This window comes from Nocardiopsis sp. CNR-923 (assembly GCF_001942255.1).
Classification (GTDB): Bacteria; Actinomycetota; Actinomycetes; order Streptosporangiales; family Streptosporangiaceae; genus Nocardiopsis.
The window spans coordinates 20,327-40,083 of record NZ_MKKC01000109.1 but is presented as its reverse complement, the minus strand read 5'-3'; the positions used below and the strand labels follow the sequence as shown (position 1 = coordinate 40,083).

Below are 19,757 nucleotides of genomic sequence, written 5' to 3'. Positions count from 1 at the left end.
CGAGCCCGCCACGTGTTCCACGGGCGGTACGGGCAGCCCCTCCGGTCCACCACCACCCCAGACGGAGAACCTCGATGACCCGCGGACGCGTCGCGCTCGACTCCCTGATCACGCTCATCGCCCCGGTGGTGTGGGGCAGCACCTACATCGTCACCACCGAACTCCTGCCGCCCGACCGCCCGCTGCTGGCCTCCGCCATGCGCGCCCTGCCCGCCGGGCTGATCCTGCTCGCCGTCTGCCGGGTCCTGCCGCGGGGTGTGTGGTGGTGGCGCGCCCTGGTGCTGGGCACGCTCAACATGGGCGCCTTCTTCTACCTGCTCTTCGTCGCCGCCTACCTGCTGCCCGGCGGTGTCGCCGCCCTGGTCATGTCGGTCCAGCCGATGATTATGCTCGTCCTGGCCGCGTTCGTCCTCGGCAACCGCGTCCGCCCGGTCCATGTGCTCACCGGAGTGCTGGGCGTCGTGGGGGTCGGTCTGCTCGTCGTCGGACCGGAGGCGGCCCTGACACCGTGGGGCGTCCTGGCCGGGCTCACCGCCGCCGCCTCCATGGCGACCGGGATCGTCCTCACCAAGCACTGGGGACGCCCCGAGGGGGTGGGCGTCCTGGCGATGACCGGTTGGCAGTTGACCGCCGCCGGACTCCTGCTGGCCCCGGCCACCCTCGCCCTGGAGGGGCTGCCCGACCGGATCACCGGCCCCAACCTCGCCGGATTCGCCTACCTGGGTGTGATCGGCGCCCTGTTCGCGTACGTCCTGTGGTTCCGGGGTGTCGAGCGTCTGCCCGCGTTGGCCGTGTCCTTCCTGTCCTTCGGCAGCCCGCTGGCCGCGACGGTCCTCGGTTGGGCGATTCTCGGCCAGGCCCTGACCCCGGTCCAGCTGACCGGGGCGCTGATCGCGGTGGCGGCGGTGGCCCTCGCCCAGGTCGTCGCGCTCCGGAGCGCACCGGCCGGCGCCGCACGCGGTCACCAGCGGGCCGAGGACACCAGTCCCTCGGTCTCGGTCGACCACTCGTCGCCGCCGGACCCCCGGTCCCCCCGCATGGGGAAAACGACCTCCTCCGAGCACGCCCCCGGGGTCGAGGAGGGTGCGCCCCCGGACCGGCGCCCGCGGTGAACGGGTCGCGCACGGCGAGGCCACCGGTTCCGTACCGGTGGCCTGGACTGGCGTCGGCCGGGCCGCAGCTCAGTCGGCGCCCCTGGGCTTCCTCGCGTACATGCCGTCGACGATGTAGACGATGACGGCGGCGACCAGCACCTGGACGATCAGCACCCACCACCACATGGACGAGACCAGGGTGGCGAGGAACCCTCCCACGAAGGCCGCCACGATGCCCAGGAGCAGGGTCAGCCAGATCGGCAGGTGCTGTTTGCCGGGCACGACGAGCCGACCCAACGCACCGATGATCAGACCGACGACGAGTGCGCTGATGATTCCGGTGATCTCCACGGTCCCTCCCCAGATCGACGCCCTTGCCTCGTTCCCCCGTGTCTGCTCGCGGACACCGGCCACACGCCGGACGGGGGAAACCCTTGGCACGACTTTGGAACCCGCGTGGGGTGGCCCTTCTGCCGTCGGCAGAAGCCCGGCCCTCCTCTCCCACGGCGGGGGGCGCGCGGCGTACGCTCGGAGTCGGACCAGCGCCGCACGCCCGCAGGAGGCACCGATGACCGAGACCGTCCTTCGCCTCCTGGACGAGGCCCGGCGCGGCCCCGCGCGCGAGGTACGCGGAGATCCGCTCATGCGCGATCTGATCGGCGACCTGCTGCGGCGCACCCGGACCGAGCAGGGGCGGACGCTGCGCGAGGTCGCCGAGGACGCGCAGGTCTCCCTGCCCTACCTGTCGGAGATCGAGCGCGGCCGTAAGGAGGCCTCCTCCGAGGTGCTCGCCGCCGTGTACCGGTCCCTGGGTCTGGGGCTCTCGGACGTCCTCGCCGAGCTCTACCGCAGCACCGTGGACCAGGTCGCGCCGCGCACCGGCGCCGGTCCGGGCGACGTCAGGCGGGCGGGTGCGGCCCCCGCGCCCGCCCACCGCGCCCAGGTCATGTCCCTGGCCGCCTGAGGGCGGCCCCGGGGCCGCGCGACCCGGCCCTGAGCGGAACCGGTCGCCGCGCCCCGGGCCGAACGTGCGCACCGGAAGGGGCGGCCCCGTGGCCGGCGACGGCTCCGACGAACGACGCGGGCACGGCGTCGGAACCGGGAACGCCCCCCGGCTCCAGTCGTTCCCGCGTCTGGGAGAGTGTGTCCTCGTGATGCCTTCGTCCCCGTGCCGCACGGGGCTCCGATCCCCGCCGGGCGCGAACGGTTCGGCCCGGCGGGGATGACCTGCTCCCGACCGCCTACGCGGGCTGACGCGCACCGCCCGACGCTTCGCGGGTGGTGACGATGCCGTCGACCAGACCGTAGTCCCGTGCCTGCTCGGCGGTGAGGATCCGGTCCCGGTCGGTGTCGGCCCGCAGGCGCTCCAACGGCTGGCCGGTGTGCCGGCACAGAATCGACTCGACCTGCGACCGGACCCGCAGGATCTCCTCCGCCTGGATCTCCAGGTCGGCGGCGACCCCCTGCCCCTCGGTCGACGGCTGGTGCAGCAGCACCCGGGCGTGCTCCAGCGCCATCCGCTTGCCCGCCGCCCCCGCCGCGAGGAGCACGGCCGCCGCCGAGGCCGCCTGGCCCATGCAGACCGTGGCGACGTCGGCGCGCACGAACCGCATCGTGTCGTAGATGGCGGTCAGCGCGGTGAAGGAACCGCCCGGCGAGTTGATGTACAGCTGGATGTCGGTCTCGCTCGACTCGTAGTCCAGGTGCAGCATCTGCGCCATCACCACGTTGGCGACGTCGTCGTCGATCGGCGTCCCGAGGAAGATGATCCGCTCCGAGAGCAGTCGGCTGAACACGTCGGAGGAGCGCTCCCCCTTCGGCGTGCGCTCGACGACCACGGGCACGGTGTAGCGTCCGCTCACTGGTCCCCTCCCCCGACCCGGTGGGCGAACCCGGGCGTCGCGGCGCCGAGCCGGAACCCGCTGCCCTCCCACTCGTGCACCGACTCCACCACGTGGTCCACGAAGCCGTACTCCTTGGCCTCCTGGGCGGTGAACCACGCGTCGCGGTGCTGGTCCCTGGCGACGGTCTCCTCGCTCTGACCGGTGTGCTCGGCGATGAGCCGCACCATGGTCCGCTTCGTGTGCACGAGGTTCTGGGCCTGGATGGCGATGTCGGCGGCGGTCCCCCCGAGGCCGCCGGAGGGTTGGTGCATCATGATCCGCGCATGCGGGAGGCTGTAGCGCTTGCCCGCCGTCCCCGCACAGGCCAGGAACTGGCCCATGCTCCCCGCGAAGCCCATGACCAGGGTGGACACGTCGTTGGGCACGAAGCGCATCGTGTCGTAGACCGCCATCCCCGCCGTGACGGAGCCGCCGGGGCTGTTGATCGCGAGGGTGATGTCGCGTCGGGGGTCCTCGTCGGCGAGCAGCAGGATCTGGGCGCACACCCGGTTGGCGCTCGCCTCGTCGACCTGCGTGCCCAGCAGCACGATCCGGCTGCGCAGCAGGCGGGCGGCCAGCTGGTCGTCGAAGGCGCCGCCCGACGCCTCGTGTTCGGCGACGGGCCCTCGGTGGGTCAGCATGGAACTCTCCTTCCCCGGTCGGCGGAGCCTTCGTCCGCCCGACCGGTGGTTCCACACTGCGGCGGCGCGCACGGTGGCTTCCAGCGTTTCGGCCCGGGGCAGATCTGCCCACGGCAGACCGGGGCGCCACGAAGCCGCCAGTGATCCGTTGACAGCGGCTCCACGACCGCGCATGGATGGCCCCGCCCAGAGCGGTCGCCGTGCCGGCGCGACCTCACACGTCGTCGATCGCCTCGCGCAGATCGCGCAGGACCATGAGCACCTGGGGCCGCAGCGAAGGCCGGATCGCCGCGTACATCTGGCGCTGTTTGCGCTCCATCGCGCTCCGCCGGACGGCCAGGACCCGCTCGCCCTCCTCGGTGAGCCCCACCACGGTGCTGCGCTCGTCGCGCAGGGACCGACGGCGCGCCATCATGCCCTTGCGCTCCAGCTGTTGGATCATGCGAGTGGCGGAAGGGGACGAAACGCCGACGACCCGGGCGACCGCGCCGACGCTCGGATCGCGCATGCCGCGCACGGTCTCCATGAGGAGCGCCTGCGTCAGTGTGAGTTCCTCGTGCCCGTGTCCGCCGCGGAAGCGGGCGTGGATCGCCGCGTTGATCAGTGCGGTCCAGGCCCGCTGGAACTCCGCGAGTCCGGCGTCGGGCGGCTCGGGGTCGCGCGGATCGGCGTCGGGCGGCGGGGCCCCGGGGTCGACTGAGTCGTAAGGCACGAAACGATCCTCGCTGGTTCGGCGTCCTTCGCGCACCCTGGTGCGCGCGGTGGTTTGACCCTTGTGTAGTCTAGCTATTAGATAGCAAATGCACGTAATTTCACGATGATCCATGCCCCGCCGAGGCCACCCTGACACCCGATCCGGGGCCCCGCCCCGCGCAGGCGTCACCCCGGACCCGGGGTGACGGGTGTCCGCCCCCGGGACTCGGGCGGGCCCGGACCCATCCGGGAGGGACGCATTGACCACCGTGCTCGTCGCACACTTCGTCGCCGCGACGATCGCCCCCCTGCTCATACGCCGATGGGGGCGGAACGCGTTCGTCGCGCTCGCCCTCGTCCCGGGCGCCGCCACCGTCTGGGCGCTCCTGCACGCCCCCGCGATCGCCCGCGGCGACGCGCTCTCCTCGTCAGTCGTGTGGGCGCCGCAGTTCTCCTTGCGCCTGGGCCTGTACATGGACGCGCTCGGTCTGGTGATGACGCTCATCGCCGCCGGGGTCGGCGCGCTCATCCTCGTCTACTGCGCCCGCTACTTCGAGGACTCCGAACCCGGGCTCGGCCGCTTCGCGGGGGTGTTCGTCGCCTTCGCCGCCGCCATGCTCGGGCTGGTCCTGGCCGACGACCTCATCCAGCTCTTCGTGTACTGGGAGCTGACCACGGTCTTCTCCTACCTGCTCATCGGGCACAGCACCGAGCAGAAGGAGAGCCGCCGCGCCGCCATGACCGCGCTGACGGTCACCACCGCGGGCGGCCTCACGATGTTCGTCGGCATGATCATGCTGGGCGAAACGGCGGGCACCTACGTCGTCTCCGAGATCGTCGCCGACCCCCCGCCCGCCGGGGCCGCGCTCAACGTGGCGCTCGTCCTCATCATGGTCGGCGCCATGTCCAAGTCGGCGCTGTTCCCGTTCAGCCTGTGGCTGCCCGCCGCCATGCGCGCCCCCACGCCGGTCTCCGGGTACCTGCACGCGGCGGCGATGGTCAAGGCCGGTGTCTACCTGGTCGCGCGCCTGACCCCCGCCTTCCACGACGCCGCCGTCTGGCAGTCCATGGCTCTGGTGTTCGGCGTGCTCACGATGCTGCTGGGCGGGTGGCGGGCCCTGCGCCAGTTCGACCTCAAGCTCCTGCTGGCCTACGGGACCGTGAGCCAGCTCGGATTCCTCGTCGCCCTGTTCGGGGCCGGGACGCGCGCCGCCGCGCTCGCCGGGATCGCGATGCTCGTCGCGCACTCGCTGTTCAAGGCGGCGCTGTTCCTCGTGGTCGGCGTCATCGACCACGCCACCGGCACCCGCGACCTGCGCGACCTGTCCGGCCTGCGCAACGCCGCGCCCGCCGTCTTCTGGACGGCTCTGGCCGCCCTCGTCTCCATGGCGGGGCTCCCGCCCGCGATCGGGTTCGCCGCCAAGGAGCTGGCGTTCGGCGCGTTCACCGACGGCGGAGCCGCCGACACCGCGGTCCTGCTCGGCCTGGTCGCCGGCTCCGCCCTCACTGTCGCCTACAGCATCCGGTTCCTGTGGGGCGCGTTCGGCGTCAAGGAGAACGTCCCCGCCACCGCCGTCCACGCGCCCGGACCGCTGTTCCTGGCACCCGCCGTGCTCCTGTCCGGGCTCGGGCTGGCCGCCGGGCCGTTCTCGGGCGCGATCAACCCGCTCCTGACCGTGTACGCCGACACCGTCCCCCCGGCGCCGGGCGCCGCGACCACCTACCTCGTGCTGTGGCACGGCTTCGAGTTCCCACTGCTGCTGTCCGCGCTGTGCCTGGGCCTGGGCTACGTGCTGTTCCTGCTGCGCGGGCAGGTCGTGCGGCTGGGCCTGCGGTTCGCCCTCGTCGACCCCGACCGCGTCTACCGGCGGATGCTCGCCGCGCTGGAGAGCATCGCCCTCCAGTTGACCGGCGGCACCCAGCGCGGTTCGCTGCCCGTCTACCTCGGCACGATCCTGGTCGCCATGGTGGTCGTGTGCGGCTGGCCGATCATCTCCGGACGCCTGTGGGAGCTGCCCGCGCCGCCCGTGCGCGTGTGGGACACGCCCGTCCAGCTGATCCCGGCCGTGATCATCATCCTCACCTGCCTGTTCGTCCTGTTCGTGCGACGCCGCCTGTTCGCGGTCGTCCTCGTCGGCATGACCGGATACGGGTGCGCGGTGCTGTTCTTCCTCCAGGGCGCGCCCGACCTCGCTCTCACCCAGTTCCTCGTGGAGACGGTGAGCATCGTCGTCTTCGTCCTGGTCCTGCGCCGCCTGCCCGCACGGTTCTCCACACCCGCCCTGCGCGGGCGGCGCCTGTGGAACGTGGTGATCGGGGTGGCCACCGGGGCACTCGTGGCGAGCATGACCTACTTCGCCCTCGCCGGACGCCAGGACGAGTCCGTCTCCCCCGGCTTCGCCGACGCCGCGCGAGAGGTCGGCGGGGACAACATCATCGCCGTCCTGCTGGTCGACGTGCGGGCCTGGGACACCATGGGCGAGATCTCCGTCCTGGGCGCCGCCGCCGCGGGCGTGGCCAGCCTGATGTTCGTGCGCCGCAAGGCCCAGCCGCGCGGCGGCCCGCACGGGCTCCGACCCCGGTCGGTCACCGCCCCCCACGCGCCGCCCGGCGGCGCCGGTCAGATCGACCTCGGCGGCCTGCGCGCCGCCCCGCGCGAGCTGCACGTCAGGCCCGCGCCCAGCCGGGCGTGGCTGACCGGGGCCGACGCCCTGCCCACGGAGCGGCGGTCGGTGATCTTCGAAGTGGTCTCGCGCTTCCTCTTCCCCGTGGTCATGGTGATTTCGGTCTACCTGCTGCTCACCGGCCACTCCGCGGTCGGCGGCGGGTTCGCCGGGGGCATCGTGGCCGGGCTCGCGCTCATCGTCCGGTACCTGGCCGGGGGCCGCTTCGAGCTGTACGCGACCGCCTGGGTGCAGCCCGGGGCGCTGATCGGCGCGGGGCTGGCCCTGGCGACCGGGGTGGCCCTGGCCGGCCCGCTGATCGGCGGCGACATCCTCTCCGGCGGCTCGCTGGACCTGCACGTCCCCCTCATGGGCGACCTGCACCTGACCACCAGCCTGGTCTTCGACACCGGCGTGTACCTGCTGGTGATCGGCCTGGTCCTGGACATCCTCCGCAGCCTCGGCGCCCGGATCGACGAACAGATCGAGCGCGACGCCGTGCACGCGGCGGAGGCCGCCCGACGCGGGGTCGAGGCCCCGACCGAGGAGGTCACGCCTTGAACGACACCCCCACCCTCGTCCTGGTCCTCGTCGTCGGCGTCCTGGTCGCGGTGGGCGTCGTGCTCCTGTTGGAGCGCAGCCTGACCCGCGTCCTCCTCGGGTTCGTGATGCTCAGCAACGGGGTCAACCTCATGATCCTGGCCTCGGGCGGCGCGGCGGGGGGCCCGCCGATCCTGTGGCTGACCGACGAGCACCGGATGACCGACCCCCTCCCGCAGGCGATGATCCTCACCGCCATCGTCATCACCCTCGGCATCACCGCGTTCCTCCTGGCCATGGCCTACCGGAGCTGGCAGCTGGAGGGCAACGACGAGGTGCAGGACGACGCCGAGGACCTCCGGATCGTCCGGGGCGAGGGGATCCGCGCCGTACGCCGGCGGTTCCGCCGAGAACGCCGCCGCCTGCGCGCGGACATCCGCGCCCAGCGGGCCGAGCTCCAGGCGACCATCGCCGCCGCCGATGCCCAGGAGCTGGCCGAACAGGCCAGGATCAAGGCAGAGATCGCCGCCGCCCAGGCGGAGCTCGCCCGGTTCGAGGTCGACGCCGAGGAGAGCGGCGCCGACGAACACTCCCAGGAGACGGTTCGTCGGCTCACCCACCGGACGCAGACCATGGTCGAGCAGGTCGCCGAGCTGCGCGGCCGCATCCGACGGGGCCGCCGGAAGCTGCGGGAGCACCGCCGCGCCGACCGGGCCGCCGAGCGAGAGCTGTGGAGGGAGCTGCGGCGCCGCGTGCGGACCCAGCGGCGCCAGATGCGCCAGACCATGCGGGCCGAGCGCGAACGCCTCGCCCGCGCCGAGGACAGCGAGCTGCAAGGGAACGACTGATGATCGACGGATCCCTCTTCGCCGCGACCGTGCACCAACTCGTCCCCCTGCCGGTGGTCCTGCCGCTCTTCGCCGCCGGGGTCAAGCTCGCGCTCGGCACCCGCTGGCCCCAGTTCCAGCAGTGGGTCAGCGTCGCCACGCTCAGCGCCGTGCTCCTGATCGGGTTCGCCCTCATGGTCGGCGCGGACCTGTACGGACCGTTGGCCGTGCAACTGGGCGGATGGGAGGCCCCGCTCGGGATCACCATGGTCGCCGACCGGCTCTCCGCCCTGTTCGTGACGGTGTCGTCGGCGATCACGCTGGCCGTGCTGGTGTACTCCATCGGTCAGGGCATGGCGGGCAAGGCCGAGGTGGCTCCGCTGTCGGTGTACCAGCCGACCTATCTGATCCTGGTCGCCGGCGTCTCCAACGCCTTCCTGGCCGGGGACCTGTTCAACCTCTACGTCGGCTTCGAGATCCTGCTGACCGCCAGCTACGTGCTGCTGACCCTGGGCGGCACCCAGCCCAGGATGCGCGCGGGCGCCATCTACGTGGTGGTCTCGCTGCTGTCGTCGGTGTTGTTCCTCATCGCGATCGGGCTGGTCTTCGCGGCCACGGGCACGGTGAACATGGCGCTGCTGGCCGAGCGGCTGTGGAACATCCCCGCCGAGCTGCGGCTCGTGCTGGAGGTCATCCTGGTCATCGCGTTCGGCATCAAGGCGGCGGTGTTCCCGCTGTCGGCGTGGCTGCCCGACTCCTACCCGACCGCGCCCGTGCCGGTCACGGCCGTGTTCGCGGGCCTGCTGACCAAGGTGGGCGTGTACGCGATCATCCGCTCGGAGACCCTGATGTTCCCGGGGACGAGGATCGACACGTTCCTGCTCTGGGTCGCCCTGGCCACGATGATCATGGGCGCGCTGGGCGCGGTCGCCCAGAACGACATCAAGCGCCTGCTTTCCTTCACCCTGGTCAGCCATATCGGGTTCATGCTGTTCGGAGTGGCGCTCGGCAGCGAGCTCGGTCTGTCCGGCGCGGTCTTCTACGTGGCCCACCACATCACCGTGCAGACCACGCTGTTCCTCATCACGGGGCTGATCGAGCGCCGGGGCGGGTCCACCTCCCTGGACGACCTCGGCGGTCTGGGACGGATCGCGCCGGTCCTGGCGGTACTGTTCTTCATTCCGGCGATGAACCTGGGCGGCATCCCGCCGCTGTCGGGGTTCCTCGGCAAGCTCGGCCTGCTCCAGGCTGGTGTGGAGGCCGGGACGCCGATGGCCTACGCGCTGGTCGTGGCGTCGGTCGTCACCAGCCTGCTCACGCTCTACGTCATGGCGCGGGTGTGGAACTACGCGTTCTGGCGCACGCCCACCGAGGGGATGGTCGCCGAACCGGGCACCGTCCTGGAGGAGAGCGAGGACGGCGAGGAGACGACCACCGCGGCCCTGGGGCCGGAGGAGGCGGTCGGGCCCACGTCCCGGCTGGAGGACACCGCGACCCGCGCGGCGACGCGGGTGGTCACCTCGGTGGTCCTGCCCAGGAGCATGGTCGGCGCCACCATGGCGCTGGTCGCGATGGGGCTGGCCCTGACCGTGCTCGCGGGGCCGCTCATCGCCTACTCGTCGGACGCCGGCGCCGAACTGCTCCAACGCACCCCGTACGTCACCGCGGTCCTGGGAGGCGACCGATGACCGTGAACGATGCCCGCGGCCGAAGGGGGCCGCGCCTGCGGGCGGTGCGCCGCCGTCTGGGCAAGGTGCAGCTGCCGTCGCGCTCGGGATGACCCTGGTGTGGATGCTGCTGTTCAACGGCTTCCGGTGGCGGGAGGAGTCGCTGGGTCTGGCCGTGTTGGGGTTCGGGGTGTCGGTGCTGGTCACGGTGGTGTTCCCGCTACCGCCGATCGGCCCCGGGCTGCGGCTGCGCCCGCTGGCCACGCTGCGGCTGCTGGGCTTCGTCGCCCGAGAGATGGTCGTGTCGAGCCTCCAGGTCAGCCGTCAGGTGTTCGCGCCCGGACCACCCGTGCGCAGTTCGGTGATCGCGGTGCCGCTGCGCACCGACTCGGACCTGATGCTCGTGTGCACCTCGATCGCCCTGTCCGCGATCCCCGGAAGCATGGTCGTGGAGGTCGGACAACCGGACCGGGTGCTGTACGTGCACGTCCTCGGCGCGGTCGACGAGGCGGGGACGGCCAGCGCGCGGGCGGGGTCGCTGCTGCTGGAGGAGCGCATCGTGCGCGCCGTCGGAACCCGTCAGGACATCGCCGATCTGGAGGCCGCCGCGGCGGCCGGGAGGGAGGGCGCGTGACCGCGCTGTGGATCGCCATCTCCGTGCTGCTGGGGCTGGCCGCCCTGCTCAGCACGGCCCGCCTCATGCTCGGTCCCAGCATCCTGGACCGGGCGCTGTCCGTCGACGTGCTGGTGGCCTCCGCGCTCACCGGGATCGGCGCCTACGCGGCGTTCAACCGCGACCCGACGGTCCTGCCGATCCTGCTGGTGCTGTCGCTGATCGGGTTCGTGAGCTCGGTCAGCGTCTCCAAGTTCGTGGTCCGCCGCCATCTGGACGAGGCGGAGGGCGCCGAGGAGAGGGGATGGAACACGTGAGCGAGCCCCTGGTCACGGTCCTGGACTGGCTGGCGGCGGTGTGCCTGCTGTTGGGCGCCGCGCTGTCCCTCGTCGCGGGTGTGGGACTGGTCCGGTTCCCGGATCTGCTGTCCCGGATGCACACGGCGGCCAAGCCGCAGGTGTTGGGACTGCTGCTCGTGCTGGTGGGGATCGGCCTGCGCATCGCCCCGCATGACACGGGCGTGTTCAACGTGGGGACGCTGATCCTGGTGGGTCTGTTCCAGGTCATGACGGTGCCGGTGGCCGGGCACATCGCCGCGCGTGTGGCCTATCGGACCGGGCGCATCCGCGAGGACCTGCTGGCCCGCGACGAACTGGCCGATCGGATCGCCGAGCGACGGGGAGGCGGGGCGGAGGGGAGCCGGGGCGCCTGAGGGCGGGGCGCGACGGGCCCGCCCGCACGACCGCACGGTCCCTCGTCCCCCGCGGTGGACCGCGCGCGACGTCCGAGCGTCCGGTGCGTTTGGTGCGTCCGATCGGCGGGTCCGCACCGGACGCCCGGGGTCGAATCCTCCGGGCCGGGCAGGCGAGTCCCGGGCTCGGGTCGGGGCCCGGTCAGGCCAGCCGTTCGGCCTCGTCGTCGGTCAGGAGCCTCGACCGGATGAGGAAGCGCCGCCCCGTCGGCGCCTCCAGGGAGAACCCGGCGCCGCGTCCAGGGACGACGTCGATGGTCAGGTGCGTGTGCCGCCACAGCTCGAACTGGGCGCGGGACATCCACACCGGCACCGGCTCGGGCCCGCCCACGTCGAGGTCGCCCAGGTGGACGTCGGCCGCGCCCGTACGGAACTCCCCCGCCGGATAGCACATCGGGGAGCTGCCGTCGCAGCACCCGCCCGACTGGTGGAACATCAGCGGCCCGTGCTCGGCGCGCAGGTCGCGGAGGAGGGCGGCGGCCTCGTCGGTGACCGCCACCCGCTCCGCCCCCGCGCCACCCGCGGGGGCGGGCATCAGAACAGCCCCAGCGCCGAGTCGGAGTAGCTCACCAGCAGGTTCTTCGTCTGCTGGTAGTGGTCGAGCATCATGCGGTGGTTCTCCCGGCCGATCCCCGACTGCTTGTAGCCGCCGAACGCCGCGTGTGCGGGGTAGGCGTGGTAGTTGTTCACCCACACGCGCCCGGCCTGGATGTCGCGGCCCGCGCGGTAGGCGGTGTTGCCGTCGCGGGACCACACGCCCGCGCCGAGGCCGTACAGGGTGTCGTTGGCGATCTTGACGGCGTCGGCGTAGTCGGCGAACCGGGTCACCGACACCACCGGGCCGAAGATCTCCTCCTGGAAGATCCGCATGTCGTTGCGGCCCTCGAAGACCGTCGGCGTGACGTAGTAGCCGCCGGACAGGTCGCCCCCGAGGTCGGCGCGCCCACCTCCGGCGAGCACCTTGGCGCCCTCCCGGACCCCGATGTCGATGTAGGACAGGATCTTCTCCAGCTGGTCGTTGCTGGCCTGGGCGCCGACCATGGTCGCGGTGTCCAGCGGGTCGCCCTGGACGATGGCGCCGACCCGCTCCAGCGCGTCGCCGAGGAAGCGGTCGTAGACGGAGTCCTGCACGAGCGCCCGGGACGGGCAGGTGCAGACCTCGCCCTGGTTGAGCGCGAAGAGGGTGAAGCCCTCCAACGCCTTGTCGTAGAAGGCGTCCGCGCGGTCGGCGACGTCGGCGAAGAAGAGGTTGGGGCTCTTGCCGCCCAGCTCCAGGGTGACCGGGATGAGGTTCTCGGACGCGTACTGCATGATGAGGCGGCCGGTGGTGGTCTCGCCGGTGAAGGCGACCTTGCGCACGCGCGGGTTGGAGGCGAGCGGCTTGCCCGCCTCCACGCCGAAGCCGTTGACGACGTTGACCACGCCCGGCGGCAGGAGGTCGGCGATCAGCTCGACCAGGAGGAGGATCGAGGCGGGGGTCTGCTCGGCGGGCTTGAGGACGACCGCGTTCCCGGCGGCCAGGGCGGGCGCCAGCTTCCAGGTGGCCATCAGCAGGGGGAAGTTCCAGGGGATGATCTGGCCGACCACGCCCAGCGGCTCCTGGAAGTGGTAGGCGACGGTGTCCTCGTCGATCTGGGAGGTGTGCCCCTCCTGCGCGCGGACGGCGCCCGCGAAGTAGCGGAAGTGGTCCACCGCCAGCGGCAGGTCGGCGGCCAGCGTCTCCCGGACGGGTTTGCCGTTCTCCCAGGCCTCGGCGACGGCGAGCCGCTCCAGGTTGGCCTCGATCCGGTCCGCGATCCGGTTGAGCACGAGCGCGCGCTCGGCGGCGGACGTGCGGCCCCACGCGGGCGCGGCGCCGTGGGCGGCGTCGAGGGCGAGTTCGACGTCCTCGGCTCCGCTGCGTGCGACCTCGGTGAAGGTCTGGCCGGTGACGGGGGTGGGGTTCTCGAAGTAGCGGCCCCTGACGGGCTTGACCCACTCGCCGCCGATCCAGTTCTCGTAGCGCGGCGCGTACTCCACGACACTGCCGGGCTCGCCGGGGCGCGTGTAGATGGTCATGGCTGTCTCCTGGTGTCCGTCGGCGCCGATTCCGGTCCCGGCGTCGTGGGCGTGACGCTAGTCACCCGGACGTTGCGAGCACGTTGCGGTGGCGTGGCGGGGTCACCGGGACGGGGACCGGCCGCCGAGCCAGTGGAGCCGACCGCGCAGGGCGGCGTGCCGGGGCGAGGAGGGGTCGGCCGCGCCGAGCGCCGCCGCCACCGCTCGGGGGTCGTCGCGCCACTCGGGGTGCTCCGCCCAGGCCAGCAGCACCTCGGAGGACGCGTGGTCGGCGAGGACGGCGCACACCTCGGCCTGGAGGGAGTCGCGGACCTCCACCACGCCCGGGGCGTCGGAGCGCGGCAGGACCGGGCCGGGGTAGGCGTCCAGGGCGCGTCGGTGGTCCCCGGCGGCGAGGTGGCCGCGGACGTCGTCCACGTCGGAGTCCACCGGGAGGCACAGCCGGTAGGGGCGGGAGGCGAGGGGACCCGGCCCCAGGAGGCGGCGCAGGCGGGTCATCTCGGCGCGGACGGTGACCGGGGAGGCGTCGCGTTCGTGGAGCAGGGCGCCGAGGGCGGCGCCGGTCAGGCCGCGCGGGAAACGCGACAGCAGCAGGAGGATCTCGGCGTGGCGCAGGCTGAGCGCCGTGGCCCCCGCGCCGCAGGAGAGCTCGGCGCCGTCGCGCCCGAGGACGCGCAGGCGAAGGCGGTCGCCGTCGCCGGGCGGGCACGGCCGGGGCACACGGCCGTCGAGCCGCAGGGCGCGCAGTTCCGCCTCGGCCGCCGCCGCGGCGGCGCGGACGAGCGCGAGGGCGTGCGGCGAGGCGACGTGGTCCTCTCCGCTGAGGTCGAGGACGCCGAGCAGCGCCCCGGTGTCGGGGTCGTGCAGGGGCGCCGCCGAGCAGCTCCAGCGGTGCACTCCCCGGGCGAAGTGCTCGCTGGCGAAGACCTGGACCTCGTGGTCGAGGGCGAGCGCGACGCCGGGCGCGTTGGTGCCCGCCGAGCGCTCGTCCCAGTTGGCGCCCTCGACGAAGGCCATGCCCGCCGCCCGGTCGCGCAGCCGGTGGTCGCCTTCCACCCACAGGAGGCGGCCGGAGGCGTCGCCGACCGCGAAGAGCTGGGGCCCGGATGCGGTGTCGACGAGGAGGCGACGCAGCAGCGGCATCACGGGGGCGAGCGGGTGGGCGGCTCGGTGGTCGCGCAGCGCGTGACCGGCGAGCTCGACGCGCGGGGTGGTGCTCTCGGGGTCGACGCCGTGCCGGGCGCTGCGCCGCCAGGAGGCGCCGACGACGGCGCGGACGCGGTCGCTGACCTGCCCGGAGTCGGTGAAGTGCGCGTGCGCCACGGCGACGTCCCGCCGCACGGCGTCGGGGTCGGCGCCCCGCGGCCAGGCGATCCATCCGTCGGCCATCCGATGTCTCCCCTCGCCGGGCCAGTGCCGGGCCACAGTGGCCGCCTGCCCCGTGACCACGAGTGAAGCCCCGCGCGAGCCGCTTGGCAAGGGGGTGTGAGGATGTGTGTCCCGGGTCGGTCGCACCGGCGCCGACCCCGCAACACTACCTTTGGTCACTGATCCATGGCACAGGGTTCGACATGTCCGCACGACCCCTGATCAGCCTCACCGCGTACACCGGCGCACCGGCCGCGGACGCCCGTCCGCGCGAAGTCCGGCAGGGGGCGCCGGGCCCCATGTCCGCGCACGGGTCGCGGCGGCTCCCGGAGGGCGTCCGGCCCGACCGCCGTCACCGCGAACCGGGTGCCGGAGTCACGCGTGCGGGGGCTCGCCGGTGACCACGTGGTCCGCGTGGTTGAGCGCCTCCAGGACGAGTCGCCGCAGATGGCCGTCGCGCATGCGGTAGATCGAGTGGCGCGACTCCCGCCGCGCCTCCACCAGGCCCGCCAGCCGGAGTTTGGCCAGGTGCTGGGAGACAGCCGTCCGCGAGGCCCCGCACGCCTCGGTGAGTTGGCCGACGTCGGCCTCGCCCCGGGCCAGTGTCCACAGCAGGCACAGGCGTGTGGGGTCGGAGAGCAGCCGGAAGACGTCCGCGGCCACGGCGAGCCGCTCGGGGCCCGGGGGTTGTCCGTGGAACAGGCTCGGGGCGGACGTCGGCTCACGATCGGACATGGGCGCAGTCTAGGCGTTGCGTTCGGCGAGGCGGGCTCCACGAACGCCGGTGTGGCCGACCGCGTCGACGGCCCGCGGATCGCACGTCCGCCGGATCGCCGCGTGGCCGGTCGCAAGCCCGGCGAGACGGGCCGCCGAAAACCCTCACATGACATGTGCGCGTGTGCGCACTTATAATGCTCGAATCCGCTGTCGACCCCCGGGAGCCCGCCCATGCTCCGTGTCCTGGCCCACCCGACCTACCGCCGACTGTTCACCGCGCAGGTCCTCGCCCTGCTCGGCACCGGACTGGCGACCGTCGCCCTCGGCCTGCTCGCCTACGACCTCGCGGGCGCCGACGCCGGAGCCGTCCTGGGCACCGCCCTGACCATCAAGATGGTCGCCTACGTCAGCGTGTCCCCGCTGGTCGGGGCGGTGGCCGCCAGACTCCCCCGCCGTGCCTTCCTGGCGTGCGCCAGCACACTTCGCGCGATCTGCGCCCTGGGACTGCCCCTCGTCAGCGAGCCGTGGCAGGTCTACCTGCTGATCCTGCTCCTCCAGGCGGCCTCGGCAGCGTACATCCCCGTCTTCCAGGCCACGATCCCCGACGTCCTCACCGACGAGCGGGACTACACCCGGGCGCTGTCGCTCTCCCGCCTCGCCTACGACCTGGAGAGCCTCGCCAGCCCACTCGTCGCGGCGGCCCTGCTCACCGTGGTCGGCTACGACACCCTGTTCCTCGGCACCGGAGCGGGGTTCCTCGCCGCCTCCGGGCTGGTCCTCCTGACACGGCTCCCCCGGTCGCGCTCGGACGCGGGAGCCGGACGGACGGGCCCCGCGCTCGGGCTCGGAGCCTTCCTCAAGGTGCCCCGGTTGCGCGCCCTCCTGGCGATGAACCTCGCGGTGGCGTCGGCGACCGCCGTCGTGCTCGTCGACACCGTCGTCATCGTGCGGGATGTGCTGGGACGGGACCAGTCAGCGGTGGCACTGACCCTGGGAGCCTTCGGCGCAGGTTCGATGATCGTGGCCCTGACGCTGCCCCGGATCCTGGACAGGGCACCCGACCGCGCGGTGATGCTGCCCTCGGGGTTCGTGCTCGCCCTGGGCCTGACGGTCGCCGCGCTCACGCTGTCCGTGACCACCGGCGCCGTGGCGTGGGCGGGCGTCATCGGATGCTGGTTCGTGCTGGGCGCGGGCACGTCGCTCGTCCTCACCCCCGCCGGCCGACTGCTGCGCAGGTCCGCAGCACCGTCCCAGCCGTCTCCCGGCACCGCCCGGCAGCCGCTTCGCGGAGAGGCGGCACACCCCCAACGGACGCCTCCGGCGCAGCACTCCCTCCCCGTGCTGTTCGCGGCCCAGTTCGCGCTCTCCCACGCCTGCTTCCTGCTCACCTACCCCCTGGCGGGATGGCTGGGGGCACGGGCGGGACAACCCTTCGCGCTCGGGGTGTTCGCGCTCCTGGCACTGGCCGCGGCGGGGGCCGCCGCCGCCCTGTGGCGGCGCCGCGAACCGGCCGGCGCGGCGCGGTCCGGTCAGCGCTCCGGTTCGGACACCGGGTAGGGCGAGACGGTGCTGGAGTTCTCGTTGACCAGCAGCGAGCGGCCCGCCGGAGGGAACGCGCGCTGGGGGCACGCGGGGCGCTCGCACACCTTGCACCCCAGCCCGATCGGGGTCGCCGCGCGCGGGTTCCCGAGGTCGAAGCCCGCCGAGTAGACGAGGCGGTGGGCGTTCCTCAGCTCGCAGCCCAACCCGACCGCGAAGGTCTTGCGGGACGCCCCGTAGCCGCCGTAGCTCCGCCCGACGGTCCGCGCCACCCAGAAGTAGGCGCGGCCGTCGGGCATCTGAGCGATCTGTGTCTGGATGACGCCCGGTGCGGAGAAGGCCGCGTAGACGTTCCACAGCGGGCAGGTGCCGCCGGCGCGGGAGAAGTGGAAACCGGTCGCGGACTGGCGCTTGGACATGTTCCCCGCCCGGTCCACGCGCACGAACGAGAAGGGAACTCCGCGCAGACCACGCCTCTGAAGCGTCGACAGGCGGTGGCAGACGGTCTCGAAGCCCACACCGAACCGGTCCGCCAACAGCTCGATGTCGTACCGCTCCGCCTCCGCGGCCGCGTGGAAGGCCGTGTACGGCAGGACGAACGCCCCCGCGTAGTAGTTGGCCAGGCCGATGCGGGCGAGGCGCACGGCCTGGTCGTTGGCCAGCTCCTCGCCCCGCGCCAGCTCCTCCAGCAGGTCGCCGTGTTCGAGGAAGGCGAGCTGGGTGCCGAGCTGGAAGGCCCGCTGTCCGGGACGCAGGTGGGCGGCGAGGGTGAGGACGCGGCGGTCGGGGTCGAAGGCGCGGTGCCGGGAACCGGGGTCGCCGCCAGGGGCCTCGGTCTCCACGCGCACGCCGTGGCGTTCACCCAGGATGCGGGCCAGAACGGTGTGCGCCTGGCCGGGGACGACGTCCTCGCGCCCGGCGAGCTCCTCGGCGCGTTCGTCGAGTTCGCCGATGTAGTTCTGGCGGGCGTAGAAGAAGTCGCGGACCTGCTCGTAGGCCATGGGCGCGGGGGCCGGGCCGTCGCCGCGTCCCTCGGCCAGGGCCGCGGCCTGGGCGGAGGCGTCGCGGTAGCGGCGGTGGAGGTCGACCAGGGCGCGTGCCACCGAGGGGAGCGAGGTGGCGAGCTCGTCGAGTTCGTCCGCGCCGACGCGCTCGCCCGAGGGAGCGTCGACGAGCGCCTCGCGGAGTTCGGCGATGAGGCGGGTGGTGTCGCCGGTGGCGAAGAAGCCGGGGTCGACGCCGAACACCTCGGTGACACGCAGGAGCACGGGCACGCTGAGCGGCCGCTGGTTGTGCTCCATCTGGTTGAGGTAGCCCGCCGAGATGCCCAGTTCCCGGGCGAGTTCGACCTGCGACAGCGATCGTTCGCGCCGCAGCCCGCGCAGCCGGGGCCCCGCGTAGACCTTGCGCACCGTGTCCCCCTCCGTCGGTGCTCAGGGTAGTCGCCGGGGGCGGTCGCGGCGGGCGGCGGCCCCGTGGTCACGTCCAGCGCAGCGCGAACTCGTCGCCCTCGGACACGACCCGGCAGCCGAGGTCGCGGCTGACGTCGTCGAGGGTCCCCTGGAGCCACCGGGCGTCTGCGCGGGAGGCGTGGTCCAGGCGCATCCCGCGCGAGACCAGCGGGACCATCCGCAGTGCGAGAAGTCTGCCGGTGCCCGCGTCGACCGAGGGCAGGAACATCAGCCGTAGGTCGTCGCGGAAGTCCTCGTAGCCCTGGATGCCCTCGTAGTCGTTGACGAAGTCGCCGCAGCCGTAGAGGATCAGCCGGTCGCGGTAGACCTCGATCGGCCGTGGGTGGTGCGAGGAGTGGCCGTGCACGACGTCCACGCCCCCGTCGACCAGGGCGTGGGCCATCGCGCGCTGGTCGGAGACGCCGTAGCCCCAGTTGGAGCCCCAGTGGACCGACGCGACCACCACGTCGCGGGGGCCGCGCGACTCCGCGACGCGGGCGACGACGCGTGCCGCGCCCACCCGGGCGTTCTCGGGCACCAGGTGGACCCCGGGTCCGTCGTCGTGCGCCGCCCAACCGGGCGGGATGCCGGTCGAGGCGGTTCCGAACGCCGCGACCACGACCCGGCCGTCCCGTTCCAGGTCGACGGCGGCCGGCGCGCGGGCCTCCTCGGCGTCGCGGCCCGCGCCCGCCGAGCGCAGCCCGGCCGAGGCCAGGGCGTCGAGGGTGTCCTCCAGTCCGTGGACGCCGAAGTCCATGACGTGGTTGTTGGCGAGCGAGCACACGTCCGGTCGCGCCGCTGCGAGGCACGGGAGGTTGCCGGGGTTCATCCGGTAGTGGATGCCCTTACCGGGGACGAACTCGCCGTCGTCGGTCACGCTGGTCTCCAGGTTCAGCACCCGCAGGTCGGGGGCGGCGTCCTCCAGCACACTGAGCGCCTCGCCCCACGGCCAGTCGAAATTGACGGGGCGCGGGATCGGGCCGTTCATCCGTTCGGCCAACTCGACGTAGCCGCGCGCGTCCCGGACGTAGTACTCCTCCAACGTCGGATCGCCGGGGCGCGGCAGGATCTGGTCCACGCCGCGTCCGAGCATCACGTCTCCGCAGAGGAACATCGTCACCGGCTCGGTGCGCATCTTCTCAGCGTACTCCGGACGATCCGGATATATCGACACACAGACCCCGGGAGCACTCCGAGAATGAGCAAGGCGACGCGATCACCATTGTTCGGAGTTTTCGGCTTTTGTCATGCG

The 19,757-nt window shown here is 72.9% G+C and carries 19 protein-coding genes; 9 read left to right on the top strand and 10 right to left on the bottom strand.

What is annotated here, in order from left to right:
• The first annotated feature begins 74 nt into the window (after positions 1-74).
• Positions 75-1,112: an EamA family transporter gene (locus BJF83_RS19360; RefSeq protein WP_083678615.1), complete on the top strand. Its 1,038-nt coding sequence runs from the start codon at positions 75-77 to the stop codon at positions 1,110-1,112.
• A gap of 69 nt (positions 1,113-1,181) precedes the next feature.
• Here the strand turns inward: BJF83_RS19360 and BJF83_RS19355 are convergent, their stop codons facing one another.
• Positions 1,182-1,445: a GlsB/YeaQ/YmgE family stress response membrane protein gene (locus tag BJF83_RS19355; protein ID WP_075927531.1), complete on the bottom strand. Its 264-nt coding sequence runs from the start codon at positions 1,443-1,445 to the stop codon at positions 1,182-1,184.
• A 217-nt stretch (positions 1,446-1,662) separates the two neighbouring features.
• Here BJF83_RS19355 and BJF83_RS19350 point away from each other — a divergent pair, with 217 nt between their 5' ends.
• Positions 1,663-2,058, top strand: a complete 396-nt coding sequence (locus BJF83_RS19350) for a helix-turn-helix domain-containing protein (protein WP_075927435.1) — start codon at positions 1,663-1,665, stop codon at positions 2,056-2,058.
• A 277-nt stretch (positions 2,059-2,335) separates the two neighbouring features.
• Here BJF83_RS19350 and BJF83_RS19345 read toward each other — a convergent pair whose 3' ends face one another.
• The 3 genes from BJF83_RS19345 to BJF83_RS19335 all read right to left on the bottom strand — a co-directional run bounded on the left by BJF83_RS19345 (position 2,336) and on the right by BJF83_RS19335 (position 4,330).
• Positions 2,336-2,956 carry a ClpP family protease gene (locus BJF83_RS19345; RefSeq protein WP_075927434.1) on the bottom strand — a complete coding sequence of 207 codons (621 nt, stop codon included), beginning with the start codon at positions 2,954-2,956 and terminating at the stop codon, positions 2,336-2,338.
• The gene (locus tag BJF83_RS19340; protein WP_075927433.1) at positions 2,953-3,618 is read right to left on the bottom strand and encodes a ClpP family protease; all 666 of its coding nucleotides are present in this window, start codon (positions 3,616-3,618) and stop codon (positions 2,953-2,955) included. The genes BJF83_RS19345 and BJF83_RS19340 overlap by 4 nt, the downstream gene beginning before the upstream one ends.
• A gap of 214 nt (positions 3,619-3,832) precedes the next feature.
• Entirely contained in the window at positions 3,833-4,330 is a 498-nt protein-coding gene (locus BJF83_RS19335; RefSeq protein WP_075927432.1) for a MarR family winged helix-turn-helix transcriptional regulator, read from the bottom strand.
• Positions 4,331-4,580: 250 nt separating this feature from the next.
• Between BJF83_RS19335 and BJF83_RS19330 the strand changes: the two genes are divergently transcribed.
• The 6 genes from BJF83_RS19330 (at position 4,581) to mnhG (ending at position 11,333) form a co-directional block, all read left to right on the top strand.
• Positions 4,581-7,535 carry a Na+/H+ antiporter subunit A gene (locus BJF83_RS19330; RefSeq protein WP_075927530.1) on the top strand — a complete coding sequence of 985 codons (2,955 nt, stop codon included), beginning with the start codon at positions 4,581-4,583 and terminating at the stop codon, positions 7,533-7,535.
• Entirely contained in the window at positions 7,532-8,362 is an 831-nt protein-coding gene (locus tag BJF83_RS19325; protein ID WP_075927431.1) for a Na(+)/H(+) antiporter subunit C, read from the top strand. Before BJF83_RS19330 ends, BJF83_RS19325 begins: the two co-directional genes overlap by 4 nt.
• Entirely contained in the window at positions 8,362-10,029 is a 1,668-nt protein-coding gene (locus BJF83_RS19320) for a Na+/H+ antiporter subunit D (protein WP_143831991.1), read from the top strand. Before BJF83_RS19325 ends, BJF83_RS19320 begins: the two co-directional genes overlap by 1 nt.
• An 88-nt stretch (positions 10,030-10,117) precedes the next feature.
• Complete coding sequence (locus BJF83_RS19315) at positions 10,118-10,642, top strand: Na+/H+ antiporter subunit E (RefSeq protein WP_316042311.1); 525 nt, start codon at positions 10,118-10,120, stop codon at positions 10,640-10,642.
• Positions 10,639-10,938: a monovalent cation/H+ antiporter complex subunit F gene (locus BJF83_RS19310; protein ID WP_075927430.1), complete on the top strand. Its 300-nt coding sequence runs from the start codon at positions 10,639-10,641 to the stop codon at positions 10,936-10,938. The genes BJF83_RS19315 and BJF83_RS19310 overlap by 4 nt, the downstream gene beginning before the upstream one ends.
• Positions 10,935-11,333, top strand: coding sequence for a monovalent cation/H(+) antiporter subunit G (mnhG, locus tag BJF83_RS19305; RefSeq protein WP_075927528.1), 399 nt, complete (start codon positions 10,935-10,937; stop codon positions 11,331-11,333). The genes BJF83_RS19310 and mnhG overlap by 4 nt, the downstream gene beginning before the upstream one ends.
• 181 nt (positions 11,334-11,514) lie before the next feature.
• Here the strand turns inward: mnhG and BJF83_RS19300 are convergent, their stop codons facing one another.
• The 4 genes from BJF83_RS19300 to BJF83_RS19285 all read right to left on the bottom strand — a co-directional run bounded on the left by BJF83_RS19300 (position 11,515) and on the right by BJF83_RS19285 (position 15,533).
• The gene (locus BJF83_RS19300; protein WP_075927429.1) at positions 11,515-11,907 is read right to left on the bottom strand and encodes a DUF779 domain-containing protein; all 393 of its coding nucleotides are present in this window, start codon (positions 11,905-11,907) and stop codon (positions 11,515-11,517) included.
• Positions 11,907-13,430, bottom strand: coding sequence for an aldehyde dehydrogenase family protein (locus tag BJF83_RS19295; protein ID WP_075927428.1), 1,524 nt, complete (start codon positions 13,428-13,430; stop codon positions 11,907-11,909). The genes BJF83_RS19300 and BJF83_RS19295 overlap by 1 nt, the downstream gene beginning before the upstream one ends.
• 102 nt (positions 13,431-13,532) lie before the next feature.
• On the bottom strand, positions 13,533-14,819 hold the full coding sequence (locus BJF83_RS19290; RefSeq protein ID WP_075927427.1) for a GAF domain-containing protein: 1,287 nt from the start codon (positions 14,817-14,819) through the stop codon (positions 13,533-13,535).
• Positions 14,820-15,173: 354 nt separating this feature from the next.
• Positions 15,174-15,533 carry a metalloregulator ArsR/SmtB family transcription factor gene (locus tag BJF83_RS19285; RefSeq protein ID WP_075927426.1) on the bottom strand — a complete coding sequence of 120 codons (360 nt, stop codon included), beginning with the start codon at positions 15,531-15,533 and terminating at the stop codon, positions 15,174-15,176.
• Positions 15,534-15,746: 213 nt separating this feature from the next.
• Between BJF83_RS19285 and BJF83_RS19280 the strand changes: the two genes are divergently transcribed.
• Positions 15,747-17,072 carry an MFS transporter gene (locus tag BJF83_RS19280; RefSeq protein WP_075927425.1) on the top strand — a complete coding sequence of 442 codons (1,326 nt, stop codon included), beginning with the start codon at positions 15,747-15,749 and terminating at the stop codon, positions 17,070-17,072.
• Here BJF83_RS19280 and BJF83_RS19275 read toward each other — a convergent pair.
• Together BJF83_RS19275 and BJF83_RS19270 are read right to left on the bottom strand one after the other, a co-directional pair.
• On the bottom strand, positions 17,045-18,466 hold the full coding sequence (locus BJF83_RS19275) for a short-chain fatty acyl-CoA regulator family protein (RefSeq protein ID WP_075927424.1): 1,422 nt from the start codon (positions 18,464-18,466) through the stop codon (positions 17,045-17,047). The genes BJF83_RS19280 and BJF83_RS19275 overlap by 28 nt on opposite strands.
• Before the next feature lie 67 nt (positions 18,467-18,533).
• Entirely contained in the window at positions 18,534-19,640 is a 1,107-nt protein-coding gene (locus BJF83_RS19270) for a CapA family protein (protein ID WP_075927423.1), read from the bottom strand.
• Positions 19,641-19,757: the final 117 nt, after the last annotated feature.

Bases quoted from the DNA above. Each gene is read 5' to 3' on its own strand.
- BJF83_RS19360 (WP_083678615.1), top strand. From the start codon at position 75: ATGACCCGCGGACGCGTCGCGCTCGACTCCCTGATCACGCTCATCGCC.
- BJF83_RS19350 (WP_075927435.1), top strand. From the start codon at position 1,663: ATGACCGAGACCGTCCTTCGCCTCCTGGACGAGGCCCGGCGCGGCCCC.
- BJF83_RS19340 (WP_075927433.1), bottom strand. From the start codon at position 3,618: ATGCTGACCCACCGAGGGCCCGTCGCCGAACACGAGGCGTCGGGCGGC.
- BJF83_RS19320 (WP_143831991.1), top strand. From the start codon at position 8,362: ATGATCGACGGATCCCTCTTCGCCGCGACCGTGCACCAACTCGTCCCC.
- BJF83_RS19315 (WP_316042311.1), top strand. From the start codon at position 10,118: ATGACCCTGGTGTGGATGCTGCTGTTCAACGGCTTCCGGTGGCGGGAG.
- BJF83_RS19300 (WP_075927429.1), bottom strand. From the start codon at position 11,907: ATGCCCGCCCCCGCGGGTGGCGCGGGGGCGGAGCGGGTGGCGGTCACC.
- BJF83_RS19295 (WP_075927428.1), bottom strand. From the start codon at position 13,430: ATGACCATCTACACGCGCCCCGGCGAGCCCGGCAGTGTCGTGGAGTAC.
- BJF83_RS19290 (WP_075927427.1), bottom strand. From the start codon at position 14,819: ATGGCCGACGGATGGATCGCCTGGCCGCGGGGCGCCGACCCCGACGCC.
- BJF83_RS19285 (WP_075927426.1), bottom strand. From the start codon at position 15,533: ATGTCCGATCGTGAGCCGACGTCCGCCCCGAGCCTGTTCCACGGACAA.
- BJF83_RS19280 (WP_075927425.1), top strand. From the start codon at position 15,747: ATGCTCCGTGTCCTGGCCCACCCGACCTACCGCCGACTGTTCACCGCG.
- BJF83_RS19270 (WP_075927423.1), bottom strand. From the start codon at position 19,640: ATGCGCACCGAGCCGGTGACGATGTTCCTCTGCGGAGACGTGATGCTC.